The following is a 26,249-nucleotide window of genomic DNA, read 5'->3' on the forward strand; positions in this document are numbered from 1 at the left end:
TGGCGTATATTACGCTTTCCTCTTTCAGAGTCAAGCGATTATTTCACGCTTTTCTCTTCAACCGGCCCGGCTGTTTGTGTGAAGTGATTCACATCCGCCGTGTCGATGGAGGCGCATTATAGGGATCCCAGCTTTTAGCACAAGCATTTTTTCGATCTTTTCTACTGACTGTTCTTTTTTCGTTCTTTTCGCCGAAATCCCACGCGATCCGCTCAAATAATGACGCAATTCCTCCTTGATCAAGCAGAATAATAGGATCAAAGTTTCTATAAAAAGCACATCAGTCGAGGTTGATATGTCTGTAGCACTCCGTCCCTACAAAGATCTTTTCCCCAAAAAAGGCGATCGCGTCTTGATCGACAGCAGCAGTGTGGTCATTGGTGATGTCCGTATGGGCGACGACGTCAGTATCTGGCCCCTGGTTGCCATCCGTGGAGATGTTAACTATGTCTCCATCGGCGCACGCACCAATATTCAGGATGGCAGCGTGCTGCACGTTACCCATAAATCCTCTTATAACCCTGAAGGCAACCCGCTGATCGTTGGTGAAGAGGTTACTGTCGGTCATAAGGTGATGCTGCACGGCTGCACCATCGGCAATCGTGTTCTGGTGGGTATGGGATCTATTTTATTGGATGGTGTGGTAGTAGAAGATGATGTAATGATTGGTGCCGGGAGTCTGGTTCCGCAAAATAAGCGGTTAGAAAGCGGCTTTCTTTATTTAGGTAGCCCGGTGAAACAGATCCGCCCCCTGACAGAAGCGGAAAAGGAAGGCCTGAAGTACTCAGCCAATAACTATGTTAAGTGGAAGAATGACTATCTGGATCAAGAGAGCCAGAACCAGCCCTGATCGTCTTCTTCGCCTGCACGGATCGCATCGCTGGCTTCTTCTTCCAGATCCCAGCGATGTTCACGAAAAAGAGTGAGTGGCAGGCCTTCGCCAAAACGACGAACTAGCGTTGCCCCTTCAATCGCACACATCATTTGCATGCCGTTCACCAGAGCGGGAAAACAGACGGCCAGCTTTTCGTCGTCCCATGTTTCCCGGTCCGAAAACTGGATCGCCTGGTTCATGCCGACAGCTCCTGTTTGAGCTTTTCAATCACGGGTTCGACTGCTGGCAATACACCGTGCCACAACAGTACGGCATGTGCGGCCTGCCCCACCAGCATTCCCAGCCCATCAGCAAGATGTTTTGCACCGTGTTGTTCACACCAGCTCAGAAAAGACGTTTTGCCTTTTTGGTAGAACATGTCGTAGCAATGAACATGCGCGTTAACTAATGAAGAAGGAATGGCGGGAACCTCGCCAGCAATACCGCTCGAGGTCGCATTAATGATCAGATCAAATTCATGACCGCTTAACGCATCCATGTCCACCGCATGAATGCTCCCGGTATGGGCAAACAATGTGGCCAGCTCTACGGCACGGGAATAAGTACGATTCGTTATGGTCACAGCGCAATCCAGAGAGAGCAGCGGTAAAATAACCCCACGCGAAGCCCCACCCGCACCTATCAACAGGACGCGCGCGCCTGGTTTGATAAATGATAGCCGCTCCAGATCGCTCAGCAAGCCGATACCGTCCGTGTTATCCCCCAGAATCCGGCCATCTTCAAGCCGTTTAAGGGTATTCACCGCTCCCGCGAGGGACGCACGTTCCGTTAATTCATCGGCACGCTCGAATGCCTCTTCCTTAAAAGGCACGGTGACATTTGCCCCTTTTCCGCCACCAGCAAAAAAGTTATTCAACGTCATGACAAAGTCATCGACAGGCGCAAGCACACGACCATAAGGATGATCAATGTGCAGCTGCTGCGCAAACTGCTGATGAATAAACGGTGACTTGCTGTGAGCGATTGGATTACCAAAAACGGCGTACGCTTCCATCTCATTACCCCTGGCGAAAACGTTCGCCGGTCAAAGCATCACGAATTTCTGACGGATTCAGGCGACCGCCGGTTTCACCGATAACCACAGGAAAATCGTTACCAAACTGCGCTAACACCTCTTCTGCTGTACGGCATGGAGGCAAGCCCGTCAGATTGGCACTGGTAGAGACCAGCGGTTTACCAAAACGATGGCAGAGTTCGATAACCAAGGGATGGTCTGTTACGCGAACGGCGAGTGAATCAAACCGTCCCGTCAGCCACCGCGGGGTCGTTGGCAGCGCAGGGAATACAAAGGTCACGGGACCCGGCCAGGCCGCAAAAATAGTTTCACGTTGCGCAGACGTCAACATGGAATCATCAATATAAGGTTTAAGCTGGTCGAAACTGGCAGCGATGAGAATCAGCCCTTTTTCAACCGGCCTTTGTTTGAGTGTTAACAGGCGCGATACGGCTAATTCGCTGTCGGGATCGCATCCCACCCCAAAAACAGCTTCTGTTGGATAAGCGATGACATCTTCTTTATTCAGTACGCCCACTGCATGCGCAATGGAGTCTGATTGCAGGTTATTATTCACTTTTTTGATCCGCCGAAACCGGCTTTCCACATTGTTTACTGGCGCAAAAACGCTTCATGCCTTGCGCCGTTTTCTTCTCGATAAGTAGCGGGTAGTGGCACTCAGGACAGCTTCCCGCCACCGGTTTGAAATTAGTCACGAATTGACACTCAGGATAACGATCGCAGGAATGGAATGTCTTACCATAACGTGAACGCCGTTGAACAAGGTGGCCGCTGTCACATTGTGGACAGGCCAGGGCTGTCTCATCGGGTTTATCAATCTGTTCAGTATGTTCACATTCAGGATAGCGACTACACCCGATAAACATGCCATAGCGACCCTGACGCAGCGCCAGATCGCTGCCACATTGCGGGCATGCCTGTCCCTCCAGAACTTTAACAATATGCCCGTCCGCCTGACTTTTCAGGGGACGGACATAATCACAGTCTGGATAGTGTGAACAACCGAGAAACGGCCCGTGTTTACCGGACCGGATTACAAGCTCTGCCCCGCACTGCGGGCATGGCTCATTTTTGTGCACCGTAAATAGTGCTGATTTGGCCATAACAACTCTTGGTGCTGCATGATGAATTAATGCAGCATACCTTCATTCACTTCAAAGAGTAATTCTTCCATTTGTTGATAGGCATTTTCACAGCCTGGAATGTTGAACAGAACCATCAGGATGACCCATTTCAGATCTTCCAGCTCAAATTCTGCCGTATCCAGCGCCATGACGCGCTCTATCACCATTTCTCGCGTTTCGAGGTTCAGCACCTGAATCTGCTCAAGGAATAAAACAAATCCCCGGCAACTGGCATCCAGCCTTTCACACTCTTCAGCCGTATAAATGCGTACAGACAGTGGATCGGAAGCCAACTGCATCGGTTCGGCGAGGCCTTCTTGATAATCAGCCAGTTTTTCGAGCCATATTAACGCGTTGTAAATATCTTCCCGTTCGAAACCAGCATCGGTAAGATCGCGTGTAAGTTTGTCCTGATCCACGCGTGCTTCAGCTTCGTTATGGATGTAAGTCTCAAACAAATACATGAGTACGTCGAACATGGCTTGCCCTCCTTAATCGGACATAGCCGCCAGGTACAGCTGCGATCCATCCTGCTAACTCCAGTTCGAGTAGCTGTGCTACCGTTACTGGCACAGGTTGGCCGGCACGTTCAGCGACAACGTCAACAGGTGTTACCTCATCTCCTACGTTAGCCAGGAGCTCAGGAAATGGCAATGCTACCTGGTCCTGATCTGATGAATAAAGCCAATTTTCGTGATCCTCAGGCAGCCAGTTAAGGCCATATTGCAAACTTTCCAGAATATCTTCGACCGCCGTTACTGCCGTGGCTCCCTGCTTAATTAACCAGTGCGGCCCCTCACATCCTGGATTTCCAATCGCCCCTGGCAGCGCAAAGACTTCGCGTCCCTGCTCGAGTGCGCATTTCGCCGTAACGAGTGAACCACTCTTTAACAGAGCTTCGATAACGAACACCCCCTGACTTAGGCCGCTAATAATACGGTTACGCCGGGGAAAATTACCGGGCCATGGCGGCGTAGCGAGAGGAAACTCCGAAACCACAGCGCCACCGCTCTCAACAAGCTGCATGGCCAGCGAGTGATGCCGACGGGGGTAGACACCGGACAAGCCGTTGCCTAAAACCGCCACGCTTTTCCCTTTAACATTAAGCGCGGCACGATGTGCAACCCCATCAATCCCACAGGCGAGACCGCTGGTAATTGTCAGGCCCGCCTGGGCTAACTGTTCACACAGGATCTTGCCCCATCGCTCTCCGTACCAGGAATGGGAACGGCTACCCACGACGGCTAGCTGCAGGCTCGACAGCACCCGCACATCCCCCATGACGAACAGGGCGCCAGGGTAATCCGAAATTGCGCGCAGCTGGACGGGGTACAAGGCATTGTCAGCACATAACAGGTGATGGCCTGGCTCTGCCAGCCATTGCATGCTGCGTTCCAGCTCATCCGCCGAAAATGAAAAGAAGCGCGCCTTTTGCTTTTGGGTCAGCCCCACGCCTGTCAGCGCAGTGGCATCAATATGGGGTTCACGCTGCAACTGCTGCGCTATCGCCACCATCTTATCGCCGTATAATTCTCCAATGCTTATCAGGCGTAACCATATCTCTGTGGATGTCATCCTTTCCCCTGCCACAAGCCGCTCTGGCAATCTTTGCGATTGGTCACTGATGCTGTCAATCAGAGGGGGTTTTGTCTAGAATAGAGGTTATATTCTTATCAACTCCTGAATACGACTCTGGAAAAATATGGCAGTTTTGCAAGTGTTACATATCCCGGACGAGCGCCTTCGCAAAGTCGCCGAACCGGTTAAAGAAGTGAATGCAGAAACGCAACGTATCATTGATGATATGTTCGACACGATGTACGCCGAAGAAGGTATCGGTCTCGCAGCTACGCAGGTAGATATTCATCAGCGCATTATCGTGATTGATGTTTCCGAAAACCGTGAAGAACGCCTGGTATTAATTAACCCGGAGTTACTGGAAAAAAGCGGTGAAACCGGAATCGAAGAAGGCTGTCTCTCCATTCCTGAGCAGCGTGCGCTGGTTCCTCGCGCAGAGAAAGTTAAAATACGTGCGCTTGATCGCGACGGTAAGCCATTCGAACTGGAAGCGGACGATCTCCTGGCAATCTGCATTCAGCATGAAATGGATCATCTGGTCGGTAAGCTGTTTATCGATTACCTCTCTCCATTGAAACAGCAGCGTATTCGTCAGAAAGTAGAGAAACTGGATCGCATGCGCGCTCGCGCATAACGTGACCCCGGATACAAGGATTAACGTGTCTACATCACTACGTATCATCTTCGCAGGAACACCTGACTTCGCAGCGCGTCATCTGGACGCGCTGTTGTCGTCTGGCCATCAGGTTGTCGGCGTTTTTACTCAGCCCGACCGCCCGGCAGGCCGCGGTAAAAAATTGATGCCTAGCCCGGTTAAAGTGCTGGCAGAAGAACACGGCTTACCGGTTTTCCAGCCTGCTTCGTTGCGGCCGCAGGAAAACCAGCAGCTGGTCGCAGATTTAAATGCGGATGTCATGGTGGTTGTGGCATATGGCCTCATTCTGCCAAAAGCGGTGCTTGATATGCCGCGCCTGGGTTGCCTTAATGTCCACGGATCACTGCTTCCGCGCTGGCGCGGCGCGGCGCCAATACAACGTTCGTTGTGGGCCGGCGATGCCGACACTGGCGTGACGATTATGCAGATGGACGTGGGTCTGGATACCGGCGACATGCTTTATAAGCTTTCTTGCCCTATTACAGACGAAGACACCAGCGCCACGCTGTATGACAAACTGGCGGAGCTTGGGCCAAAAGGTCTTATTGATACGCTGCAGCAGCTGGCGGATAACCGTGTTCAACCGGAAGTCCAGGACGAAGCCCTGGTGACCTATGCTGAGAAGCTCAGTAAAGAAGAGGCCCGCCTCGACTGGTCACTTCCTGCAGCCCAGCTTGAACGGTGCATTCGGGCATTTAATCCTTGGCCAATGAGCTGGCTGGAAATAGACGGGCAGCCGGTGAAAGTCTGGCAGGCCTCCGTCATTGCCGGACCAGTCAATGCCGCACCCGGAACAATTGTTGAAGCGAATAAGCAGGGTATTCAGGTCGCAACTGTTGAAGGGATCCTGAATCTGGAATCCTTACAACCAGCCGGTAAAAAAGCCATGAGCGCGCAGGATCTTCTGAACTCACGCCGTGAATGGTTTACGCCTGGCAATAGTCTCGCCTGAGATCATCTCCATTTAAGGCCCGGTGTTTCCGGGCATTTTTATTTTTGCGGTTATGAAAAAACAAAATTTACGCAGCCTGGCAGCGCAGGCAATTGAACAAGTGGTCGAACAGGGCCAATCATTGAGCAATGTCCTGCCACCATTACAGCAAAAAGTTTCCGATAAAGATAAGGCGCTTCTTCAGGAGTTGTGCTTTGGCGTTCTGCGCACCTTACCGCAGCTGGAGTGGCTGATCGGAAAACTAATGGCGCGCCCGATGGCAGGCAAACAGCGCGTACTTCATTATCTGATCATGGTCGGCTTCTATCAGTTACTGCATACCCGTATTCCGCCTCATGCCGCACTGGCCGAGACGGTAGAAGGTGCAGTTGCGGTAAAACGTCCGCAGCTTAAAGGGCTGGTTAATGGCGTTTTACGCCAGTTCCAGCGTCAGCAGGATGAATTGCTGACTGAATTTGCCCGCTCGGAAAAACGTTTCCTGCATCCCGACTGGTTATTAAAACGTCTGCAAAAAGCCTATCCTCAGCAGTGGGAAACGCTGGTTGAGGCTAATAACCAGCGACCGCCTATGTGGTTACGCGTCAACCGCAACCACCACTCCCGCGATGCGTGGCTGGCACTACTGGAAGAAGCCGGGATGAGTGGATTCCCGCATCCGAATTATAGTGATGCGGTTCGTCTGGCCGCGCCAGCGCCGGTGCATACTCTTCCAGGGTTTGAACAGGGCTGGGTTACCGTTCAGGATGCCTCTGCCCAGGGTTGCATGACCTGGCTTGAACCGCAAAATGGCGAACGTATCCTTGATCTGTGCGCCGCGCCTGGCGGTAAGACAACGCATATTCTGGAAGTCGCACCGCAGGCAAGCGTAATGGCGGTCGATGTTGACGAACAGCGTCTTTCACGTGTTTACGATAACCTTAAACGGCTTGGCATGAAGGCCGAGGTCAAACAGGGCGACGGACGTACACCAGCTCAGTGGTGCGGAGATGAGCAGTTCGACCGTATTTTACTGGATGCCCCTTGTTCCGCTACCGGGGTGATCCGCCGCCATCCTGATATTAAATGGTTACGCCGCGATCGGGATATTAAAGAGCTGGCACAGCTGCAGTCTGAGATTCTGGATGCCATCTGGCCACATCTGAAAAGCGGCGGGACGCTGGTGTATGCCACCTGTTCCGTATTGCCAGAAGAGAACAGTCAGCAGATCGCGGCCTTCCTGAAGCGTACGCCCAATGCCCGTCTGCATCTGACCGGTACACCAGAGCAGCCCGGCAAACAAAACCTGCCAGGGGCAGAAGAAGGCGACGGCTTCTTTTACGCTAAGCTAATCAAAGAGTGATGTTGAAAACGGGTCACAAGATATGAAGATAATCATTCTGGGCGCGGGACAGGTGGGCGGTACGCTGGCAGAAAACCTGGTCGGTGAGAATAACGACATCACAATCGTTGATACCAATGGCGATCGTCTGCGCAGCCTGCAGGATAAATTTGATCTGCGTGTGGTTCAGGGGCATGGTTCTCATCCACGGGTGTTACGTGAAGCCGGTGCTGATGATGCCGATATGCTGGTTGCTGTTACCAGTTCCGATGAGACTAATATGGTTGCCTGTCAGGTCGCCTATTCACTCTTCAACACCCCAAACCGCATTGCACGTATCCGCTCCCCGGATTATGTCCGCGATGCCGATAAGCTGTTTCATTCCGATGCGGTTCCTATCGACCATTTGATTGCGCCAGAACAGCTGGTTATCGACAGCATCTACCGACTGATTGAATACCCGGGCGCACTGCAGGTGGTGAATTTCGCGGAAGGTAAAGTCAGTCTTGCAGTGGTCAAAGCCTATTATGGTGGCCCACTGATTGGCAACGCGCTTTCCACCATGCGCGAACATATGCCGCATATTGATACCCGTGTCGCCGCGATCTTCCGTCATGATCGCCCTATCCGACCGCAAGGCTCTACCATTGTCGAAGCCGGAGATGAAGTCTTCTTTATTGCTGCATCGCAGCACATTCGTGCAGTAATGAGTGAACTTCAGCGACTGGAAAAACCCTATAAACGCATCATGCTGGTTGGGGGCGGTAATATCGGTGCCGGTCTGGCTCGCCAGTTGGAAAAAGATTACAGCGTTAAACTGATCGAACGCGATCAACAGCGAGCTTCTGAGCTGGCAGAAAAACTGCAAAATACGATCGTTTTTTATGGCGATGCGTCGGATCAAGAGTTGCTCGCCGAAGAACATATCGATCAAGTTGATCTTTTCATTGCGGTCACCAATGACGATGAAGCCAACATCATGTCAGCGATGCTGGCAAAACGGATGGGCGCGAAGAAAGTCATGGTGCTTATTCAGCGTCGGGCGTATGTCGATTTGGTACAAGGCAGCGTCATTGATATCGCAATTTCACCGCAACAGGCCACTATTTCTGCCCTGCTGAGCCATGTACGTAAAGCGGACATCGTGGGTGTGTCTTCTCTACGTCGCGGAGTGGCAGAAGCTATCGAAGCCGTGGCGCACGGAGATGAAAGTACTTCCCGTGTGGTAGGGCGTACTATCGACGAAATTAAGCTCCCGCCGGGGACCATCATTGGTGCGGTAGTGCGCGGTAATGATGTGATGATCGCCAATGATAACTTGCGCATTGAGCAAGGCGATCATGTAATCATGTTCCTGACAGATAAAAAGTTTATTACCGACGTCGAACGTCTGTTCCAGCCAAGTCCTTTCTTCCTGTAATGCCTGAAGGGTGCTGTTATCAGCACCTTTTTTTATAACCCAATAATATGTAAGGGTTATATTTCTGTGACGCATGTCTCTCTTCAATGGCAATCCGCTAATGATTTGTTAAACTTGTATTTGTCAGCTGGCACAAGGAGAACAAAATGAGTTTTATTAAAGAATTTCGCGAATTTGCGATGCGCGGGAATGTAGTGGATTTGGCTGTAGGTGTAATTATTGGTGCAGCGTTTGGTAAGATCGTTTCATCACTGGTTGCCGATATTATCATGCCCCCGCTGGGATTATTGATTGGCGGGATCGATTTCAAACAGTTCGCTATAACACTGCGTGAAGCACAAGGTGATATTCCTGCAGTGGTAATGCATTACGGCGTGTTTATTCAAAACGTATTTGATTTTGTGATTGTTGCTTTTGCCATCTTTATGGCTATCAAGCTGATCAATAGATTGAATCGTAAGAAAAAAGAAGAACCGGCTGCGCCGGCAGCACCCTCGAAAGAAGAAGTATTGCTGACAGAAATTCGTGACTTACTGAAAGCGCAAAACAACCGTACTTTGTAAGGCTCTGAAAGCAAGAAGGCCAGTGGTAAGAAAGCGATTTGCTTGCTTGCCACTGGCCTCCCAGTTACCCCGTTTCGCATGTTTATTTTTACGTAGATAACTTCCTTTCCCTTTCTTATTCTTCTCAATTCGCTGCCTGAATAAAGGATCATGTAATAATGCTTCAATAGCGTTATCGTTGATTTGCCCTTTCTTATGCTGATAATGGCTCATGATTTCTCCGGTATAGACAATATCCACGCGAGTGGAAAAGCTGAGATAAATAAAATCAACAGCCGCGCGTTTCTCCGTTTGCCCCCTGCTCGAGTGTTTCGAGGATAGAGCAGTAGACGCTACTATGAGCAGTGCCACAACAAGCATCGTTCAGCCGCTGTAGAGACAGGCGCATCGTTTGTAACTCTTCGATACGCGCTTCGACTTCACTCAGTCTCGCCTGCACAATGCTTTTTGATTCCTGGCAGGTGTGGTGTTCAGGATCGATGCGGATCGACAGCAGTTCACGGATCGATTCCAGCGTAAAACCCAGCTGTCGGGCGTGACGAATGAACTTCAACCGCTGAAGATCCTTATCGGTATACAACCGAAAGCCACCTTCAGTGCGAATTTCATGCTCCATCATCTGCTGTTTTTCGTAATAACGAATGGTGTCAGGCGTGACATCAGCCAGCTTCGCAATCTCACCAATACGATACATCGCTAATCCTCATTCATTTTTTTCACTAGCCGGTCAGCGTAGTCGCCGTGCAGGAAATTTGTGCTTACACCCGCCTGTCGAAGCTTAAGCTCAAGAAGTGCGAGTCGCTGGCTGTAATCCGTATGCTCGGGAGATCCTTGTCTGACTGTACTGAGTAAGTGAGCAAGCTCAACTGCCTCTTTACGCTGCTCAAGTTCTGGCGGCAGGCAACCAGCATTTTTCAACATTCGATAACCTGCTCTCAGTTCAGCAGGAACATGTGAATCATTATCCAGTATTAATGGGCATCCACTACCAGGCAGGTTATCAAATTCACCCTGGCGTTGAGCATCAAGAATGTGTCGTTCTGCCCACTGGTCAAGTAACCACATAGCAAAACTCCGCAGAGAATGAAAAGAATACGACTATTGTAGGAAAGTGGGGATACAGCAGATATAAAAAAACCCACCGAAGCGGGTTTTTTTACGTTACTGCAGATTACTCTGCAGCAGCTTCTGCTTTCTCTGAACGATCAACCAGCTCGATGTAAGCCATCGGCGCGTTGTCGCCTGCACGGAAGCCACACTTCAGAATACGAGTGTAACCACCGGCACGGCTCGCGAAACGCGGGCCCAGTTCGTTAAACAGTTTTGCCACGATCTCGTTATCACGAGTACGGGCGAATGCCAGACGACGATTAGCAACGCTGTCAGTCTTGGCAAGAGTAATCAGCGGCTCAACTACGCGACGCAGCTCTTTCGCTTTAGGCAGGGTCGTCTTGATGATCTCATGACGAACCAGTGAACCTGCCATGTTGCGGAACATAGCCTGGCGATGGCTGCTGTTGCGGTTCAGTTGACGACCACTCTTACGATGGCGCATGACCTTATCCTTCTCAGTAAAACCTTAACCTGTGATCCGGTTACTCGTCAGCAATGCTTGCCGGTGGCCAGTTTTCCAGGCGCATGCCCAGAGACAGACCACGTGAAGCCAGCACGTCTTTAATCTCAGTAAGAGATTTTTTACCCAGGTTCGGCGTTTTCAGCAACTCAACCTCGGTACGCTGTACCAGATCACCGATATAGTGGATAGCTTCTGCCTTAAGGCAGTTAGCAGAGCGGACAGTCAATTCCAGATCGTCAACAGGGCGCAGCAGGATCGGATCGAATTCTGGTTTCTCTTCTTTCACTTCCGGCTGACGTACATCACGTAAGTCAACGAAAGCTTCCAGTTGTTCTGCCAGGATGGTTGCCGCACGACGAATCGCCTCTTCAGGATCGATTGTGCCGTTGGTTTCCATTTCGATGACCAGCTTGTCCAGGTCGGTACGCTGTTCTACACGCGCTGCTTCAACATTGTAGGCAATACGCTCTACAGGGCTGTAGCATGCGTCGACCAGCAGACGGCCGATTGGGCGCTCATCTTCTTCCGAATGAATTCGGGCAGAAGCCGGCACATAACCACGACCGCGCTGAACTTTGATACGCATGCTAATAGCTGCGTTCTCATCGGTCAGGTGGCAGATCACGTGCTGCGGCTTGACGATTTCGACATCACCGTCGTGGGTGATATCGGCTGCAGTCACAGGGCCAATGCCAGATTTATTCAGAGTAAGAATAACTTCATCTTTACCCTGAACTCTCACCGCCAGCCCTTTCAGGTTGAGCAGGATTTCAAGGATATCTTCCTGAACGCCTTCTTTGGTGCTGTACTCATGAAGTACACCATCAATCTCAACCTCGGTCACCGCGCAACCCGGCATCGATGAGAGCAGAATACGGCGCAGTGCGTTACCCAGAGTATGGCCAAAGCCACGCTCTAAAGGCTCAAGGGTCACCTTGGCGTGCGTCGAACTCACTTGCTCGATATCTACCAGGCGCGGTTTTAGAAACTCTGTCACAGAACCCTGCATTGTGTCCTCTCTTTGGTACTAAGCTTTACTTGGAGTAAAGCTCGACGATCAGGTGTTCGTTAATGTCCGCAGACAGATCAGAACGTTCCGGCTGACGCTTGAACGTGCCTTCCATCTTGCCAGCATCAACTTCCAGCCAGGTTGGCTTTTCACGCTGCTCAGCCAGCTCCAGAGCGGCTTTCACGCGAGATTGCTTTTTCGCTTTCTCACGAATGCTAACAACGTCATTCGCTTTAACCTGATAAGAAGCGATGTTAACAACACGACCGTTTACCATGATTGCTTTATGGCTAACCATCTGACGTGCTTCAGCACGAGTGGCACCAAAGCCCATACGGTATACTACGTTGTCCAGACGGCCTTCCAGCAGAGCCAACAGGTTTTCACCGGTGTTGCCTTTCAGACGTGCTGCTTCTTTATAGTAGTTACGGAACTGACGCTCCAGCACACCGTACATACGGCGAACTTTCTGCTTTTCACGCAACTGCACACCATAGTCAGACAGACGCGGTTTACGCGCACCGTGCTGGCCAGGAGCTTGTTCAATTTTACACTTGGTATCGATCGCGCGAACGCCAGACTTAAGGAATAAGTCGGTGCCCTCACGACGGCTCAGCTTGAGCTTAGGACCCAAATATCTTGCCATTTTCTATCTCCAACAATCCTAGAAAACGAACGCGTTATACGCGACGTTTTTTCGGCGGACGACAACCGTTATGAGGGATCGGAGTCACATCAGTAATATTCGTGATGCGGAAACCAGCGGCGTTCAGAGCACGAACAGTAGATTCGCGACCTGGACCCGGACCTTTTACCATAACTTCCAGATTCTTGATGCCGTATTCTTTTACGGCTTCAGCGCAACGCTCTGCTGCAACCTGAGCTGCGAACGGAGTGGATTTGCGTGAACCACGGAAACCGGAACCACCGGCTGTTGCCCAACCCAGTGCGTTACCCTGACGATCAGTAATAGTAACGATGGTGTTGTTGAAAGAAGCATGGATATGAGCCACGCCGTCAGAGACTTGTTTTCTTACACGCTTACGTGCACGAACTGGTGCCTTTGCCATTATTCAATCACCCCGATTATTTCTTGATCGGTTTGCGCGGACCCTTACGGGTACGTGCGTTGGTCTTGGTACGCTGGCCGCGAACCGGGAGACCACGACGATGACGCAAACCGCGATAGCAACCAAGATCCATAAGGCGCTTGATGCTCATGCTAACTTCACGGCGCAGATCACCTTCAACGACAAATTTGGCAACTTCGTCACGCAGCGTGTCGATTTGTTCTTCAGACAGCTCACTGATCTTAACATCTTCAGCGATACCCGCTGCAGCCAGAATGGCTTTGGAACGGGTCTTGCCGACGCCGTAGATCGAAGTTAATGCGATCACAGCATGTTTCTGATCAGGAATGTTAATGCCTGCTATACGGGCCACTATGCACTCCTACTATTTAATATGTACGCACCATGCTGAAAAGCCCGTTTTCAGGATACTCAAATGGAAACGTACAGACATACAAAAGATTGGCTGGCTAATCTAGCCAGCTCAACCCAACTTTGCAAGAAAAATATGCGAAATAATCAGCCTTGGCGCTGTTTATGCTTCGGCTCGGCACTGCAAATCACACGGATGACACCATCACGCTTAACGATTTTGCAGTTACGGCATAATTTCTTGACGGAAGCACGAACTTTCATTTTTACTCTCCGTAACTTCTCGAGCGACCTATTGTCGGCCGTAGCCTTTAAGGTTCGCCTTCTTCAATGCAGACTCGTACTGACTTGACATCATCAGAGTTTGCACTTGAGCCATAAAGTCCATAATCACGACAACAACGATAAGCAGTGAGGTTCCACCGAAGTAGAACGGTACTTTCATTGCATCACGCATGAACTCCGGGATCAGGCAAATAAAAGTAATATAAAGCGCACCAACCAAAGTCAGGCGAGTCATTACTTTATCGATATACTTCGCCGTTTGCTCTCCCGGACGAATTCCTGGTACAAATGCACCGGACTTCTTCAGGTTATCTGCTGTTTCACGCGGGTTGAAGACCAACGCCGTGTAGAAGAAACAGAAGAAGATGATCGCAGACGCATAGAGTAACACATAAAGTGGTTGCCCAGGCTGCAAATACAGCGAAATTGTTGTCAGCCAGTTCCAACCAGTCCCGCCCCCGAACCATGACGCGATGGTCGCCGGGAACAGAATAATACTGGAAGCGAAGATTGCCGGGATTACCCCTGCCATATTCACTTTCAGCGGTAAATGTGTGCTCTGTGCAGCATAGACACGACGACCTTGCTGACGTTTCGCGTAGTTTACCACAATGCGGCGTTGACCACGTTCAACGAAGATAACAAAGAACGTCACTGCAAATACTAATACTGCAACCAACAGCAACAGGAGGAAGTGCAGGTCGCCTTGACGCGCTTGCTCGATAGTATGGGCGATGGCTGGCGGGAGACCCGCAACAATACCAGCGAAGATAATGATCGAAATACCGTTGCCGATACCTCGTTCAGTAATTTGTTCGCCGAGCCACATCAGGAACATCGTTCCTGAAACCAGACTTACAACAGCGGTGAAATAGAATGCAAAGCCTGGGTTAATAACCAGGCCCTGCATACCAGGCATATTCGGTAGACCGGTAGCAATACCGATCGACTGGAATATCGCCAGCACCAGAGTGCCGTAACGGGTGTACTGGCTGATCTTACGACGACCAGACTCCCCTTCTTTCTTCAGCTCTGCCAAGGTCGGATGAACGACCGTCAGCAGCTGGATAATGATCGATGCCGAAATATACGGCATGATACCCAAAGCAAAGATTGAAGCACGGCTGAGAGCACCACCAGAGAACATGTTAAACATTTCAATGATGGTGCCACGCTGTTGCTCAAGCAGTTTGGCAAGTACAGCGGCATCAATACCAGGGATCGGAATAAAAGAGCCAATACGGAACACAATAAGCGCACCGATTACAAACAACAGTCTGCGTTTCAGCTCGCCTAAGCCACCTTTGGCACTTTGAAAATCTAATCCCGGTTGTTTAGCCATCTGCTACTTATTCCTCGATTTTACCGCCAGCAGCTTCGATAGCAGCACGAGCACCTTTAGTAACACGCAGGCCACGAACAGTTACCGGAGTAGAAACTTCACCAGCCAGGATCACTTTCGCGAACTCGATCTGGATACCGATAATGTTTGCTGCTTTCAGCGTGTTCAGGTCTACAACGCCGCCTTCAACTTTCGCCAGGTCAGACAGACGAACTTCGGCTGTGATCGCTGATTTGCGAGAGGTGAAGCCGAACTTCGGCAGACGACGGTACAGTGGCATCTGGCCACCCTCGAAACCGCGACGTACGCCACCGCCAGAACGAGAGTTCTGACCTTTGTGACCACGACCACCGGTTTTGCCGAGGCCAGAACCGATACCACGACCCAGGCGTTTACCCGCCTTTTTAGAGCCTTCGGCCGGAGACAGAGTATTTAAACGCATCTCTTACTCCTCAACTTTAACCATGAAGTAAACCGCGTTGACCATACCACGAACAGCAGGAGTATCCTCGCGCTCAACGGTATGACCAATACGACGCAGACCCAGGCCAAGCAGAGTTGCCTTGTGTTTCGGCAGACGTCCGATTGCACTGCGGGTTTGTGTAATTTTAATAGTCTTTGCCATGGTCAATTACCCCAGAATTTCTTCAACGGATTTACCACGCTTGGCAGCGACCATTTCTGGAGATTTCATATTTTCCAGGCCATCAATAGTTGCACGAACCACGTTGATCGGGTTGGTGGAACCATATGCTTTAGCCAGAACGTTATGAACTCCAGCAACTTCCAGAACGGCGCGCATTGCACCACCGGCGATGATACCGGTACCTTCGGAAGCTGGCTGCATGAAGACACGAGAACCCGTGTGAGTACCCTTAACTGGGTGCTGCAGGGTGCCGTGGTTCAGCGCGACGTTAATCATATTGCGACGGGCTTTTTCCATCGCTTTCTGGATCGCTGCTGGAACTTCACGCGCTTTACCGTAACCAAAACCTACGCGGCCATTACCATCACCAACAACAGTCAGAGCTGTGAAGGAGAAAATACGACCACCTTTAACGGTTTTAGATACGCGGTTAACCGCGATCAGCTTTTCCTGCAGTTCGCCAGCCTGTTTTTCGATGTGAGCCATCTTACACCTCTACCTTAGAACTGAAGGCCAGCTTCACGGGCAGCATCTGCCAGTGCCTGGACGCGACCATGATATTGGAACCCGGAACGGTCAAAGGACACAACTGTGATGCCTTTTTCCAGAGCGCGTTCAGCAACAGCTTTACCTACAGCTGCAGCAGCGTCTTTGTTACCGGTGTACTTCAATTGTTCAGTAATAGCTTTTTCTACAGTAGAAGCAGCTACCAGAACTTCAGAACCGTTTGGTGCAATGACCTGTGCGTAAATATGACGCGGGGTACGATGTACCACCAGGCGAGTTGCACCCAGCTCTTTGAGCTTGCGGCGTGCGCGGGTCGCACGACGGATACGAGCAGATTTCTTATCCATAGTGTTACCTTACTTCTTCTTAGCCTCTTTGGTACGCACGACTTCGTCGGCGTAACGAACACCCTTGCCTTTGTAAGGCTCAGGACGACGGTAGGCGCGCAGATCTGCTGCAACCTGACCGATCAGCTGTTTATCAGCGCCTTTCAGCACGATTTCAGTCTGAGTCGGGCATTCTGCAGTGATACCGGCCGGCAGCGGATGCTCAACAGGGTGTGAGAAGCCCAGAGACAGGCCTACTGCATTCCCTTTGATCGCTGCACGATAACCTACACCAACCAGCTGAAGCTTTTTAGTGAAGCCTTCGGTAACACCAACAACCATTGAGTTCAGCAGGGCACGCGCGGTACCAGCCTGAGCCCAGCCATCAACGTAACCAGTACGTGGGCCGAAAGTCAGAGCGTTGTCTACATGATTAACTTCAACAGCATTGTTGAGGGTACGAGTCAGCTCGCCATTTTTACCTTTGATCGTAATAACCTGACCGTCGATTTTTACATCAACGCCGGCAGGAATAACGACCGGTGCTTTAGCAACACGAGACATTCTTTCCTCCGATTAGGCTACGTAGCAGATAATTTCGCCACCAAGACCAGCTTGGCGCGCTGCACGATCAGTCATAACACCTTTAGAGGTAGAAACAACTGCGATACCCATGCCGGCCATAACTTTTGGCAGCTCATCTTTTTTCTTATAGATGCGCAGGCCTGGGCGGCTGACACGCTGAATGCTTTCTACAACAGCTTTACCCTGGAAATACTTAAGAGTAAGTTCCAGTTCCGGCTTGGTGTCGCCTTCAACTTTAAAATCTTCGATAAAACCTTCTTCCTTCAGCACGTTGGCAATTGCCACTTTCAGCTTGGCGGAAGGCATGGTGACCGCAACTTTGTTCGCGGCCTGACCGTTACGGATACGGGTCAGCATATCCGCGATCGGATCTTGCATGCTCATCTGTCTTTACTCCCGTGATTCAATTGGTAATTACCAGCTAGCCTTTTTCAAGCCTGGTACTTCACCGCGCATGGCGGCTTCACGCAGTTTGATACGGCTCAACCCGAACTTGCCCACGAAACCATGTGGACGACCTGTTTGACGACAGCGGTTACGCTGACGAGACGGGCTGGAATCACGCGGCAGAGACTGCAGCTTGAGAACAGCATTCCAACGATCTTCGTCGGAAGCGTTCACATCAGAAATGATCGCTTTCAGTTCAGCGCGTTTAGCGAAGAATTTATCAGCTAAAGCTACGCGCTTTACTTCGCGTGCTTTCATTGATTGCTTAGCCATTCAGTAACCCTACCTTACTTGCGGAACGGGAAGTCAAACGCAGCCAGCAGAGCGCGGCCTTCTTCGTCAGAGTTCGCAGTAGTGGTAATGGTAATATCCAAACCACGCACGCGGTCGACTTTATCGTAGTCGATCTCTGGGAAGATGATCTGCTCACGGACACCCATGCTGTAGTTGCCACGACCGTCGAAAGACTTAGCGGACAAGCCACGGAAGTCACGGATACGTGGAACAGCAATAGAGATCAGGCGCTCAAGGAACTCCCACATGCGTTCGCCACGCAGAGTTACTTTACAGCCGATCGGATAGCCCTGACGGATTTTGAAGCCTGCAACAGATTTGCGTGCTTTGGTGATCAGCGGTTTTTGACCGGAGATTGCTGTCAGATCAGCTGCTGCGTTATCCAGCAGTTTCTTGTCAGCGATCGCTTCACCAACACCCATGTTCAGGGTGATCTTCTCGACCCGAGGGACTTGCATGACAGAATTGTAGTTAAACTCAGTCATGAGTTTGTTAACTACTTCGTCTTTGTAGTAATCATGCAGTTTCGCCATCGTACTACTCCAAATTACTTGATAGTTTCGCTGTTAGACTTGAAGAAACGGACTTTTTTGCCGTCTTCGAATCTAAAGCCTACACGGTCAGCCTTACCGGTTGCCGCATTGAAGATTGCAACGTTAGAAACCTGAATTGCAGCTTCTTTTTCAACGATGCCACCTGGCTGGTTCAGGGCCGGAACCGGCTTCTGATGTTTCTTAACCAGGTTGATACCTTCAACGACGAGTTTGCCGGAAGACAGAACATTTTTTACTTTACCGCGTTTACCTTTATCTTTACCGGTTAACACGATAACTTCGTCATCACGACGGATTTTCGCTGCCATGATTCGCTCCTTAGAGTACTTCTGGTGCCAGAGAGATAATTTTCATGAACTTTTCAGTACGAAGTTCACGAGTTACCGGCCCAAAGATACGCGTGCCGATAGGCTGCTCGCTGTTATTGTTTAAAATAACGCATGCATTACCATCGAAGCGAATGACAGAACCGTCAGGGCGACGAACACCCTTCCTGGTGCGCACCACTACCGCTTTCAGCACATCACCTTTCTTGACCTTACCACGTGGAATTGCTTCCTTGATGGTGATCTTGATGATGTCGCCTACGCCTGCGTAGCGACGGTGCGAGCCACCCAGAACCTTGATACACATTACGCGACGTGCACCGGAGTTGTCGGCGACGTTCAGCATAGTCTGTTCTTGGATCATTTCAGTGCTCCGCTAATGTCAACTACTACCTGAGACTCTAAAATCAGAGCCGTTAAAAAGCCCCATATCGAGGGCGCGGCATTATAACACCGCTTCTGCAATATGGGTAGAAAAAATAAACGGCCCATTGCTGAGCCGTTTATTCGTATCGAGAAGGCTACTCTATTACAGAACCGCTTTCTCTACAACGCGAACCAGCGTCCAGGACTTAGTCTTGGACAGTGGACGGCATTCACGGATTTCAACCTTGTCGCCGATACCACATTCGTTGTTCTCGTCATGTACGTGCAGTTTGGTCGTACGCTTGATGAATTTACCGTAGATCGGGTGTTTCACAATACGTTCGATAGCTACAACGATGGATTTCTCCATTTTGTCGCTAACAACACGACCTTGCAGAGTACGGATTTTATCGGTCATTACGCACCCGCCTTCTGAGTCAGTAAAGTCTTAACGCGTGCAACATCACGACGTACCTGCTTCAGCAGGTGAGTCTGTTGCAGCTGGCCACTTGCAGCCTGCATACGCAGGTTGAACTGCTCACGCAGCAGGTTCAGCAGCTCAGCGTTCAGCTCTTCTACGCTTTTTTCACGCAGCTCATTTGCTTTCATTACATCACCGTCTTAGTTACAAAGGTGGTTTTGATAGGCAGTTTCGCTGCTGCCAGGCCGAAGGCTTCACGGGCCAGCTCTTCCGGAACACCGTCCATTTCATAAAGGACTTTGCCCGGTTGGATCAAGGCAACCCAGTACTCCACGTTACCTTTACCTTTACCCATACGAACTTCCAGCGGCTTCTCGGTAATTGGTTTGTCCGGGAATACACGGATCCAAATTTTACCTTGACGCTTAACTGCACGGGTCATAGCACGACGTGCTGCTTCGATCTGACGTGCAGTCAGACGACCACGGCCAACAGCTTTCAGACCGAAAGTGCCGAAGCTAACATCCGTACCCTGCGCCAGACCACGGTTGCGGCCTTTGTGCACTTTACGGAATTTTGTACGCTTTGGTTGTAACATCAGCGACGCTCCTTATTTACGGCCTTTACGCTGCTGCTTTTTAGGTTGCGCAGCCGGTTTTTCCGGTTGTTCAACAGCAGCCATACCACCCAGGATCTCACCTTTGAAGATCCATACCTTAACGCCGATTACACCGTAAGTGGTGTGCGCTTCAGAGGTGTTGTAGTCGATGTCAGCACGCAGAGTGTGCAGCGGTACGCGACCTTCGCGGTACCATTCGGTACGTGCGATTTCCGCGCCGCCCAGACGGCCGCTAACTTCAACTTTGATACCTTTAGCGCCCAGACGCATTGCGTTCTGTACAGCACGCTTCATAGCACGACGGAACATAACGCGACGTTCCAGCTGTGAAGTGATGCTATCAGCAACCAATTTAGCGTCCAGTTCAGGCTTACGAACTTCAGCGATATTGATCTGTGCAGGAACGCCAGCGATATCCGCTACGACCTTGCGCAGTTTTTCTACGTCTTCGCCTTTCTTACCGATTACGATGCCAGGACGAGCGGTGTGAATAGTCACACGGATGCTCTTAGCTGGACGCTCGATAACGATACGAGATACAGACGCTTTAGCCAGTTCCTTAGTCAGGTACTGACGTACTTTAAAATCGCTGTCCAGGTTGTCAGCGAATTCTTTGGTGTTCGCAAACCAGGTTGAGTTCCATGGTTTTACAATACCCAGGCGAATACCATTAGGATGTACTTTCTGACCCATTGCTAGTCTCCAGAGTCTCAGCGATCGGACACAACCACAGTAATGTGGCTGGTGCGCTTCAGGATGCGATCTGCACGACCTTTCGCACGCGGCATAATGCGCTTCATGCTTGGGCCTTCGTCTACGAAGATTTTCGCGACTTTCAGATCGTCAATGTCAGCGCCATCGTTGTGTTCAGCGTTAGCAATGGCAGATTCCAGTACCTTCTTAACCAATACCGCAGCTTTCTTGTTGGTATAGGTCAGGATGTCCAGGGCCTGCGACACTTTCTTACCGCGAATCAGGTCAGCAACAAGGCGAACCTTCTGAGCAGAAGAACGAGCATGGCGATGTTGAGCTAAAGTTTCCATCTCTTCCTCCTACCTTATTTCTTCTTCGCTTTTTTATCAGCAGCATGGCCGCGATAAGTACGAGTCGGTGCGAATTCACCCAGTTTGTGACCGACCATTTCATCGGAAACAAAGACTGGAACGTGCTGACGACCATTATGGACAGCGATGGTCAAACCGATCATGTTAGGAAAGATCGTTGAACGACGGGACCAAGTGCGCAGGGGCTTCTTGTCTCCGCTTTCCACCGCTTTCTCTACCTTCTTCAGCAAGTGCAGGTCAATAAAAGGACCTTTCTTGAGAGAACGTGGCATGGCTTATCCTCTAATATTATTTGCTACGGCGACGTACGATAAATTTATCAGTACGCTTGTTGCTGCGGGTCTTCTTACCTTTGGTCTGAACGCCCCACGGAGTTACCGGGTGCTTACCAAAGTTACGACCTTCACCACCACCATGTGGGTGGTCGACTGGGTTCATCGCAGTACCGCGAACGGTAGGACGAACACCACGCCAGCGTGCAGCACCTGCTTTACCCAGAACGCGCAGCATATGCTCAGCATTGCCAACTTCGCCCAGAGTTGCGCGGCAGTCTGCTTCGACTTTACGCATTTCACCAGAACGCAGACGCAGGGTGACATAAGCACCATCGCGCGCAACGATCTGAACGTAAGTACCAGCGGAACGTGCCAGCTGACCGCCTTTACCTGGTTTCATTTCTACGTTATGAACGGTAGAACCAACCGGGATATTGCGCATCGGCAGGGTGTTACCTGCTTTGATTGCAGCATCAACGCCAGACTGAATCTGGTCGCCAGCTTTCAGGCCTTTAGGGGCCAGAATGTAACGGCGCTCGCCATCTTTGTACAGAACCAGCGCGATGTTCGCGGAACGGTTCGGATCGTACTCAAGACGCTCAACAACAGCTGGGATACCGTCTTTGTTGCGTTTGAAGTCAACAATACGGTAAGCCTGCTTGTGACCACCACCGATGTGACGAGTGGTGATACGGCCATTGTTGTTACGACCACCGGATTTGCTGTTTTTTTCAACCAGCGGAGCAAAAGGTTTGCCCTTGTGCAGCTCTGGGTTGACCACTTTAACGACGTGGCGACGACCCGGAGATGTCGGTTTACATTTAACAACTGCCATTGTATTACTCCTCCGACTTACTCAGCGCCGCCAACGAAGTCCAGGTTCTGGCCTTCTTTCAGGGTGACGTAAGCTTTTTTCCAGTCGCTACGACGACCGATACGCTGTCCGTGACGTTTAACTTTCCCTTTAACTACCAGGGTGTTAACGACTTCGACTTCGACTTCAAACAGTTTCTGCACAGCAGCTTTGATTTCTGCTTTGGTCGCGTCTTTAGCAACTTTGAGAACGATGGTGTTTGTTTTTTCCATCGCAGCAGACGCTTTTTCAGAAACGTGCGGTGCACGAAGCACCTTCAGCAGACGTTCTTCACGAATCATGCCAGCATCTCCTCAACTTGCTTAACAGCATCAGCAGTCATTACGACTTTGTCGAAGGCGATCAGGCTAACCGGGTCGATACCAGTCGCATCGCGTACGTCAACCTTGTGCAGGTTACGTGCGGCCAGGAACAGGTTCTCGTCCAGCTCACCGGTGATGATCAGCACATCTTCCAGAGCCATGTCTTTCAGTTTCTGTGCCAGCAGCTTAGTTTTAGGCGCTTCTACAGAGAAAGATTCGACAACGATCAGACGATCCTGACGTACCAGCTCGGACAGGATGCTTTTCAGCGCGCCGCGGTACATCTTTTTGTTAACTTTTTGACTGTGGTCCTGCGGGCGAGCAGCGAAGGTCACGCCACCGGAACGCCAGATCGGGCTCTTGATAGAACCTGAACGCGCACGGCCGGTACCTTTCTGGCGCCACGGCTTTTTGCCGGAACCAGTTACTTCAGCACGAGTCTTCTGAGCACGAGTACCCTGACGAGCACCAGCTGCATAAGCAACAACAACCTGGTGAACCAGCGCTTCGTTGAAATCACGACCGAAGGTAGTTTCGGAAACAGTCAGCGCGCTCTGCGCGTCTTTCAATACTAATTCCATTGCTATCCCCTTACGCCTTCACAGCTGGTTTAACGATCAGGTCGCTACCGGTTGCACCCGGAACTGCACCTTTAACCAGCAGCAGGTTGCGCTCAGCGTCAACACGTACTACGTCCAGGCTCTGAACGGTCACACGTTCGTTACCCAGCTGACCTGCCATTTTCTTGCCTTTGAACACTTTGCCCGGAGTCTGGTTCTGACCGATAGAACCCGGAACGCGGTGGGACAAGGAGTTACCGTGCGTGGCATCCTGAGTACGGAAGTTCCAGCGCTTAACGGTACCAGCAAAACCTTTACCTTTAGAGGTACCGGTTACGTCAACTTTTTTAACTTCTGCAAACAGCTCAACGCTAATGTCCTGACCTACGGTGAACTCTTCGCCTTCAGCAAGACGGAATTCCCACAGACCACGGCCAGCTTCAACGCCAGCTTTAGCGAAGTGACCCGCTTCCGGTTTGGTTACACGGTTAGCTTTTTTAGCACCAGTGGTAACCTGAACGGCACGGTAGCCATCGTTAGCCAGGTCTTTAACCTGAGTAACGCGGTTTGCTTCAACTTCGATTACGGTTACTGGGATAGATACGCCATCTTCAGTGAAGATGCGGGTCATGCCCACTTTTTTACCGACTAAACCAATCATTGTATCAACCTCTCAATCGCTCGATGACCTGATTAACCCAGGCTGATCTGCACGTCTACACCGGCAGCCAGATCCAGACGCATCAGAGCATCAACGGTTTTCTCGGTTGGCTCAACGATGTCAACCAGACGCTTGTGAGTGCGGATTTCGTACTGATCACGCGCGTCTTTGTTAACGTGCGGGGAGATCAGAACGGTAAAGCGCTCTTTGCGGGTCGGCAGCGGGATCGGACCACGGACTTGCGCACCAGTGCGCTTAGCAGTCTCGACGATTTCCGCGGTTGATTGATCGATCAGACGATGATCAAACGCTTTAAGACGGATACGGATTCTTTGGTTCTGCATGAGACCAGAGCTCCAATTATTTTATAAACGAAAATGATTACTACTCAAACCCATTACGATTGATGGGAGAGTGTAACCGTTCTTACGTAGCCCCCCAATTGGGAGCATTGTTAGGCAACGAAAAACAGTGTTGCCTGGGTTCAGATTGAACCAGCTGTCAATTACGACAAGCCCGCGCATTATACGTAAATCTGGGCAGGACGCAAGCCCCGTTTAGGAAATAGACGACACTGGTGAGTTTTGCGTTGCGACTCGTAAATTTTCTGTAATGTAACGGCGACCTGCAAATACTCAGGAAGGCTTTACGCAGGGTTTCGTTTTGCAGTTTGTTTAACCACAGCAAGTACGCGGAATATGGCCTCACACATTTCATTGAGGCGCCAAACGATGCTTACTACCCTCCCCTTCCTGTTCGTCTACTTGGTTTTAACCTTTTTATTAGTCCGGGAAGATATCCGTTCGCATCTGCTCTTGGACAAATACCTCTGTCCATTGCTCTGGACGGGTCTGCTCTATCACCTCTGTCTTCATCCCGATTTTCTGGCAAGCGCGGTTCTGGGTGCGATCGCGGGATACACCGGTTTCGCGATGATTTATTGGGCTTACAAACTGATACGTAAACGTGAAGGATTGGGATACGGGGACGTGAAATATCTGGGGGCACTGGGCGCATGGCATGGCTGGTGCGTGCTTCCTGCTCTGGCCTTATCGGCAGCTCTGCTGGCGACGCTCTATCTTTTGATAAAATCTTTGTTTAAACCGGGAGAACAGATATTAAAAAACCCGCTGCCCTTTGGACCTTTTATGGCGGCAGCAGGTTTAATGATTGGCGGGCAAAGCCTGATCAGCTTTCCACTTTGATCTGTGACTGGAGATAATTCTGCAGACCGATTTTACCGATAAGATCCAGCTCAGTCTCCAGCCAGTCGATGTGCCCTTCTTCATCGGCCAGGATCTGGATCATCATATCGCGGCTGACATAATCGTGAACACTGTCAGCGTAAGCGATAGCTTCACGAAGATCTTTTGCACCCTCGAGTTCCAGTGCCAGATCGGAGCGCAGCATCTCTTCAACATCTTCACCGATACCCAGCTTGCCGAGATCCTGCAGGTTGGGGATTCCCTCAAGGAATAAAATACGCTCGATATACTTATCGGCGTGTTTCATTTCATCAATGGATTCATGGTATTCAACGTCGTTGAGGCGAGTCAGACCCCAGTTCTTGAACATTCTCGCATGGAGAAAGTATTGATTGATTGCGACAAGCTCATTTCCCAATAATTTATTGAGATAACTTATGATTTTAATATCACCTTTCATTATAGTCCCTCCGCTTCCACTTATTGAAGCGTAGATGGGGCTACAGGGATGTCAAAAAAAAGAATGAGCCTCAGGCAATCTCTTTGTATTCCGGGATCTGCATCAATTCGTCTTGCATGATCTCACGGGCAGCGCGAACGCACTTACCGCATTGATTTCCCACTGGAACAAACTTACGCAGCTGCTGAAAAGATTGTGGTTGAAACTGGCGAACGGCCTGACGGATTTTTTTATCACTTACACCATTACATAAACAAACGTACATAACCACTCCCGTTCAAAATATGCGCAAAGTGTAAGTGAGAATAATTATGATTACAATAGCACAAGCATCGAGATACGGGACGGGCGCCAGCAAAAAATGCGAAAATTTGTGACAGGGACAAACGCAAGGCAACAAAAAAGGACGCCGAAGCGTCCTTTTTAATTCAGGGATAATTAATTAGCCCAGAACTTTAGCAACAACACCCGCGCCAACGGTACGGCCGCCTTCGCGGATTGCGAAGCGCAGACCATCGTCCATTGCGATTGGGTGGATCAGGGTAACAACCATCTTGATGTTGTCGCCTGGCATTACCATCTC

General features: G+C 50.5%; 46 protein-coding genes and 1 pseudogene. 7 read left to right on the top strand and 40 right to left on the bottom strand.

The annotated features are described in order from the left end of the window. The first annotated feature begins 295 nt into the window (after positions 1-295). Positions 296-850, top strand: a complete 555-nt coding sequence (locus tag ABIE02_RS22120) for a gamma carbonic anhydrase family protein (RefSeq protein ID WP_059307080.1) — start codon at positions 296-298, stop codon at positions 848-850. Here the strand turns inward: ABIE02_RS22120 and ABIE02_RS22125 are convergent. Genes ABIE02_RS22125 through dprA form a run of 6 tightly spaced genes read right to left on the bottom strand, consistent with a single transcriptional unit; the run spans position 826 to position 4,609 of the window. After that, positions 826-1,074 (bottom strand): DUF1488 domain-containing protein, encoded by a 249-nt coding sequence (locus tag ABIE02_RS22125; RefSeq protein WP_077228022.1) that lies wholly within the window; start codon positions 1,072-1,074, stop codon positions 826-828. The two genes, ABIE02_RS22120 and ABIE02_RS22125, sit on opposite strands and share 25 nt — an antisense overlap. Beyond that, a complete protein-coding gene (gene aroE, locus ABIE02_RS22130; protein ID WP_032614663.1) occupies positions 1,071-1,889 on the bottom strand; it encodes a shikimate dehydrogenase in 819 nt (272 codons plus the stop codon). The genes ABIE02_RS22125 and aroE overlap by 4 nt, the downstream gene beginning before the upstream one ends. A 4-nt stretch (positions 1,890-1,893) precedes the next feature. Next, positions 1,894-2,466 (bottom strand): L-threonylcarbamoyladenylate synthase type 1 TsaC, encoded by a 573-nt coding sequence (gene tsaC, locus ABIE02_RS22135; RefSeq protein WP_059309064.1) that lies wholly within the window; start codon positions 2,464-2,466, stop codon positions 1,894-1,896. Then, entirely contained in the window at positions 2,459-3,013 is a 555-nt protein-coding gene (locus ABIE02_RS22140) for a DNA topoisomerase family protein (protein WP_032614667.1), read from the bottom strand. Before ABIE02_RS22140 ends, tsaC begins: the two co-directional genes overlap by 8 nt. A 26-nt stretch (positions 3,014-3,039) precedes the next feature. Continuing rightward, positions 3,040-3,513 carry a DUF494 family protein Smg gene (gene smg, locus ABIE02_RS22145; RefSeq protein WP_032614670.1) on the bottom strand — a complete coding sequence of 158 codons (474 nt, stop codon included), beginning with the start codon at positions 3,511-3,513 and terminating at the stop codon, positions 3,040-3,042. Continuing rightward, the gene (gene dprA / locus ABIE02_RS22150; RefSeq protein ID WP_150872595.1) at positions 3,485-4,609 is read right to left on the bottom strand and encodes a DNA-protecting protein DprA; all 1,125 of its coding nucleotides are present in this window, start codon (positions 4,607-4,609) and stop codon (positions 3,485-3,487) included. The genes smg and dprA overlap by 29 nt, the downstream gene beginning before the upstream one ends. Positions 4,610-4,736: 127 nt before the next feature. Between dprA and def the strand changes: the two genes are divergently transcribed. The 5 genes from def (at position 4,737) to mscL (ending at position 9,520) form a co-directional block, all read left to right on the top strand. Beyond that, positions 4,737-5,246 carry a peptide deformylase gene (def, locus tag ABIE02_RS22155; RefSeq protein ID WP_032614674.1) on the top strand — a complete coding sequence of 170 codons (510 nt, stop codon included), beginning with the start codon at positions 4,737-4,739 and terminating at the stop codon, positions 5,244-5,246. Between the two features lie 25 nt (positions 5,247-5,271). Beyond that, entirely contained in the window at positions 5,272-6,219 is a 948-nt protein-coding gene (gene fmt / locus ABIE02_RS22160; protein WP_117386917.1) for a methionyl-tRNA formyltransferase, read from the top strand. A 52-nt stretch (positions 6,220-6,271) separates the two neighbouring features. Beyond that, positions 6,272-7,558 (top strand): 16S rRNA (cytosine(967)-C(5))-methyltransferase RsmB, encoded by a 1,287-nt coding sequence (gene rsmB, locus ABIE02_RS22165; RefSeq protein WP_032614713.1) that lies wholly within the window; start codon positions 6,272-6,274, stop codon positions 7,556-7,558. A gap of 22 nt (positions 7,559-7,580) precedes the next feature. After that, a complete protein-coding gene (gene trkA / locus ABIE02_RS22170; protein ID WP_032614678.1) occupies positions 7,581-8,957 on the top strand; it encodes a Trk system potassium transporter TrkA in 1,377 nt (458 codons plus the stop codon). A 146-nt stretch (positions 8,958-9,103) separates the two neighbouring features. Beyond that, positions 9,104-9,520, top strand: coding sequence for a large-conductance mechanosensitive channel protein MscL (gene mscL, locus ABIE02_RS22175; protein WP_032614681.1), 417 nt, complete (start codon positions 9,104-9,106; stop codon positions 9,518-9,520). Here the strand turns inward: mscL and ABIE02_RS22180 are convergent. The 31 genes from ABIE02_RS22180 to rpsJ all read right to left on the bottom strand — a co-directional run bounded on the left by ABIE02_RS22180 (position 9,488) and on the right by rpsJ (position 24,345). Next, positions 9,488-9,733, bottom strand: coding sequence for an alternative ribosome-rescue factor A (locus tag ABIE02_RS22180; RefSeq protein WP_032614682.1), 246 nt, complete (start codon positions 9,731-9,733; stop codon positions 9,488-9,490). The two genes, mscL and ABIE02_RS22180, sit on opposite strands and share 33 nt — an antisense overlap. Positions 9,734-9,788: 55 nt before the next feature. Then, complete coding sequence (zntR, locus tag ABIE02_RS22185) at positions 9,789-10,214, bottom strand: Zn(2+)-responsive transcriptional regulator (protein WP_032614684.1); 426 nt, start codon at positions 10,212-10,214, stop codon at positions 9,789-9,791. 2 nt (positions 10,215-10,216) lie between these two features. Further along, positions 10,217-10,585 carry a DUF1992 domain-containing protein gene (locus ABIE02_RS22190; RefSeq protein ID WP_059307075.1) on the bottom strand — a complete coding sequence of 123 codons (369 nt, stop codon included), beginning with the start codon at positions 10,583-10,585 and terminating at the stop codon, positions 10,217-10,219. 106 nt (positions 10,586-10,691) lie between these two features. After that, the gene (gene rplQ, locus ABIE02_RS22195; RefSeq protein ID WP_001216368.1) at positions 10,692-11,075 is read right to left on the bottom strand and encodes a 50S ribosomal protein L17; all 384 of its coding nucleotides are present in this window, start codon (positions 11,073-11,075) and stop codon (positions 10,692-10,694) included. A gap of 40 nt (positions 11,076-11,115) precedes the next feature. After that, the gene (locus tag ABIE02_RS22200) at positions 11,116-12,105 is read right to left on the bottom strand and encodes a DNA-directed RNA polymerase subunit alpha (protein ID WP_002919219.1); all 990 of its coding nucleotides are present in this window, start codon (positions 12,103-12,105) and stop codon (positions 11,116-11,118) included. A 25-nt stretch (positions 12,106-12,130) separates the two neighbouring features. Then, positions 12,131-12,751: a 30S ribosomal protein S4 gene (gene rpsD / locus ABIE02_RS22205; RefSeq protein ID WP_032614687.1), complete on the bottom strand. Its 621-nt coding sequence runs from the start codon at positions 12,749-12,751 to the stop codon at positions 12,131-12,133. A gap of 34 nt (positions 12,752-12,785) precedes the next feature. Continuing rightward, positions 12,786-13,175, bottom strand: coding sequence for a 30S ribosomal protein S11 (gene rpsK, locus ABIE02_RS22210; RefSeq protein ID WP_003863312.1), 390 nt, complete (start codon positions 13,173-13,175; stop codon positions 12,786-12,788). 16 nt (positions 13,176-13,191) lie between these two features. Continuing rightward, positions 13,192-13,548, bottom strand: coding sequence for a 30S ribosomal protein S13 (gene rpsM, locus ABIE02_RS22215; RefSeq protein ID WP_003031135.1), 357 nt, complete (start codon positions 13,546-13,548; stop codon positions 13,192-13,194). 146 nt (positions 13,549-13,694) lie between these two features. Then, positions 13,695-13,811 (bottom strand): 50S ribosomal protein L36, encoded by a 117-nt coding sequence (gene rpmJ / locus ABIE02_RS22220; RefSeq protein ID WP_000868187.1) that lies wholly within the window; start codon positions 13,809-13,811, stop codon positions 13,695-13,697. Between the two features lie 28 nt (positions 13,812-13,839). Beyond that, a complete protein-coding gene (gene secY / locus ABIE02_RS22225) occupies positions 13,840-15,174 on the bottom strand; it encodes a preprotein translocase subunit SecY (protein ID WP_032614690.1) in 1,335 nt (444 codons plus the stop codon). A 7-nt stretch (positions 15,175-15,181) separates the two neighbouring features. Then, positions 15,182-15,616 (bottom strand): 50S ribosomal protein L15, encoded by a 435-nt coding sequence (rplO, locus tag ABIE02_RS22230; protein WP_032614692.1) that lies wholly within the window; start codon positions 15,614-15,616, stop codon positions 15,182-15,184. A gap of 3 nt (positions 15,617-15,619) precedes the next feature. Further along, positions 15,620-15,799, bottom strand: coding sequence for a 50S ribosomal protein L30 (rpmD, locus tag ABIE02_RS22235; protein ID WP_003863301.1), 180 nt, complete (start codon positions 15,797-15,799; stop codon positions 15,620-15,622). Positions 15,800-15,805: 6 nt separating this feature from the next. Further along, positions 15,806-16,306, bottom strand: coding sequence for a 30S ribosomal protein S5 (gene rpsE, locus ABIE02_RS22240; protein WP_007369821.1), 501 nt, complete (start codon positions 16,304-16,306; stop codon positions 15,806-15,808). Positions 16,307-16,320: 14 nt separating this feature from the next. After that, a complete protein-coding gene (gene rplR, locus ABIE02_RS22245) occupies positions 16,321-16,674 on the bottom strand; it encodes a 50S ribosomal protein L18 (RefSeq protein ID WP_032614694.1) in 354 nt (117 codons plus the stop codon). Between the two features lie 9 nt (positions 16,675-16,683). Beyond that, positions 16,684-17,217, bottom strand: coding sequence for a 50S ribosomal protein L6 (gene rplF, locus ABIE02_RS22250; RefSeq protein WP_032614696.1), 534 nt, complete (start codon positions 17,215-17,217; stop codon positions 16,684-16,686). A 12-nt stretch (positions 17,218-17,229) separates the two neighbouring features. Beyond that, positions 17,230-17,622: a 30S ribosomal protein S8 gene (gene rpsH / locus ABIE02_RS22255; RefSeq protein WP_032614699.1), complete on the bottom strand. Its 393-nt coding sequence runs from the start codon at positions 17,620-17,622 to the stop codon at positions 17,230-17,232. A 30-nt stretch (positions 17,623-17,652) separates the two neighbouring features. Beyond that, positions 17,653-17,958: a 30S ribosomal protein S14 gene (gene rpsN, locus ABIE02_RS22260; RefSeq protein WP_032614701.1), complete on the bottom strand. Its 306-nt coding sequence runs from the start codon at positions 17,956-17,958 to the stop codon at positions 17,653-17,655. A 14-nt stretch (positions 17,959-17,972) separates the two neighbouring features. Next, on the bottom strand, positions 17,973-18,512 hold the full coding sequence (gene rplE / locus ABIE02_RS22265; protein WP_032614703.1) for a 50S ribosomal protein L5: 540 nt from the start codon (positions 18,510-18,512) through the stop codon (positions 17,973-17,975). Positions 18,513-18,526: 14 nt separating this feature from the next. Next, on the bottom strand, positions 18,527-18,841 hold the full coding sequence (rplX, locus tag ABIE02_RS22270; protein WP_003863287.1) for a 50S ribosomal protein L24: 315 nt from the start codon (positions 18,839-18,841) through the stop codon (positions 18,527-18,529). 10 nt (positions 18,842-18,851) lie between these two features. After that, on the bottom strand, positions 18,852-19,223 hold the full coding sequence (rplN, locus tag ABIE02_RS22275; RefSeq protein WP_004160583.1) for a 50S ribosomal protein L14: 372 nt from the start codon (positions 19,221-19,223) through the stop codon (positions 18,852-18,854). A 165-nt stretch (positions 19,224-19,388) separates the two neighbouring features. After that, positions 19,389-19,643 carry a 30S ribosomal protein S17 gene (gene rpsQ, locus ABIE02_RS22280; RefSeq protein ID WP_008503489.1) on the bottom strand — a complete coding sequence of 85 codons (255 nt, stop codon included), beginning with the start codon at positions 19,641-19,643 and terminating at the stop codon, positions 19,389-19,391. After that, positions 19,643-19,834, bottom strand: coding sequence for a 50S ribosomal protein L29 (rpmC, locus tag ABIE02_RS22285; protein ID WP_032614707.1), 192 nt, complete (start codon positions 19,832-19,834; stop codon positions 19,643-19,645). The genes rpsQ and rpmC overlap by 1 nt, the downstream gene beginning before the upstream one ends. Further along, a complete protein-coding gene (rplP, locus tag ABIE02_RS22290) occupies positions 19,834-20,244 on the bottom strand; it encodes a 50S ribosomal protein L16 (RefSeq protein WP_002919759.1) in 411 nt (136 codons plus the stop codon). Before rplP ends, rpmC begins: the two co-directional genes overlap by 1 nt. A 12-nt stretch (positions 20,245-20,256) precedes the next feature. After that, complete coding sequence (gene rpsC / locus ABIE02_RS22295; RefSeq protein WP_000529945.1) at positions 20,257-20,958, bottom strand: 30S ribosomal protein S3; 702 nt, start codon at positions 20,956-20,958, stop codon at positions 20,257-20,259. Positions 20,959-20,975: 17 nt separating this feature from the next. Next, positions 20,976-21,308, bottom strand: a complete 333-nt coding sequence (gene rplV / locus ABIE02_RS22300) for a 50S ribosomal protein L22 (RefSeq protein WP_002919773.1) — start codon at positions 21,306-21,308, stop codon at positions 20,976-20,978. Between the two features lie 14 nt (positions 21,309-21,322). Beyond that, on the bottom strand, positions 21,323-21,601 hold the full coding sequence (gene rpsS, locus ABIE02_RS22305) for a 30S ribosomal protein S19 (RefSeq protein ID WP_001138115.1): 279 nt from the start codon (positions 21,599-21,601) through the stop codon (positions 21,323-21,325). Positions 21,602-21,617: 16 nt separating this feature from the next. Continuing rightward, positions 21,618-22,439: a 50S ribosomal protein L2 gene (gene rplB / locus ABIE02_RS22310; protein WP_000301869.1), complete on the bottom strand. Its 822-nt coding sequence runs from the start codon at positions 22,437-22,439 to the stop codon at positions 21,618-21,620. Between the two features lie 17 nt (positions 22,440-22,456). Then, positions 22,457-22,759 carry a 50S ribosomal protein L23 gene (gene rplW / locus ABIE02_RS22315; protein WP_004868363.1) on the bottom strand — a complete coding sequence of 101 codons (303 nt, stop codon included), beginning with the start codon at positions 22,757-22,759 and terminating at the stop codon, positions 22,457-22,459. Further along, positions 22,756-23,361 carry a 50S ribosomal protein L4 gene (rplD, locus tag ABIE02_RS22320; RefSeq protein WP_003031119.1) on the bottom strand — a complete coding sequence of 202 codons (606 nt, stop codon included), beginning with the start codon at positions 23,359-23,361 and terminating at the stop codon, positions 22,756-22,758. The genes rplW and rplD overlap by 4 nt, the downstream gene beginning before the upstream one ends. A 10-nt stretch (positions 23,362-23,371) precedes the next feature. After that, positions 23,372-24,001 carry a 50S ribosomal protein L3 gene (gene rplC / locus ABIE02_RS22325; protein ID WP_016538466.1) on the bottom strand — a complete coding sequence of 210 codons (630 nt, stop codon included), beginning with the start codon at positions 23,999-24,001 and terminating at the stop codon, positions 23,372-23,374. 32 nt (positions 24,002-24,033) lie between these two features. Next, positions 24,034-24,345 carry a 30S ribosomal protein S10 gene (rpsJ, locus tag ABIE02_RS22330; protein ID WP_001181005.1) on the bottom strand — a complete coding sequence of 104 codons (312 nt, stop codon included), beginning with the start codon at positions 24,343-24,345 and terminating at the stop codon, positions 24,034-24,036. Between the two features lie 387 nt (positions 24,346-24,732). Between rpsJ and ABIE02_RS22335 the strand changes: the two genes are divergently transcribed. Next, on the top strand, positions 24,733-25,206 hold the full coding sequence (locus ABIE02_RS22335) for a prepilin peptidase (protein WP_155167454.1): 474 nt from the start codon (positions 24,733-24,735) through the stop codon (positions 25,204-25,206). Here the strand turns inward: ABIE02_RS22335 and bfr are convergent. The 3 genes and pseudogenes from bfr to tuf all read right to left on the bottom strand — a co-directional run. After that, entirely contained in the window at positions 25,190-25,666 is a 477-nt protein-coding gene (bfr, locus tag ABIE02_RS22340) for a bacterioferritin (protein ID WP_032614711.1), read from the bottom strand. The two genes, ABIE02_RS22335 and bfr, sit on opposite strands and share 17 nt — an antisense overlap. A 70-nt stretch (positions 25,667-25,736) precedes the next feature. Next, on the bottom strand, positions 25,737-25,931 hold the full coding sequence (gene bfd / locus ABIE02_RS22345; protein WP_008503493.1) for a bacterioferritin-associated ferredoxin: 195 nt from the start codon (positions 25,929-25,931) through the stop codon (positions 25,737-25,739). Between the two features lie 177 nt (positions 25,932-26,108). Further along, a pseudogene (gene tuf, locus ABIE02_RS22350) lies at positions 26,109-26,249 on the bottom strand (elongation factor Tu); the annotation flags it as partial.

The sequence above is a fragment of the Leclercia sp. 1548 genome, from assembly GCF_050435045.1.
In the GTDB taxonomy this organism is placed as follows: Bacteria; Pseudomonadota; Gammaproteobacteria; order Enterobacterales; family Enterobacteriaceae; genus Enterobacter; species Enterobacter adecarboxylatus.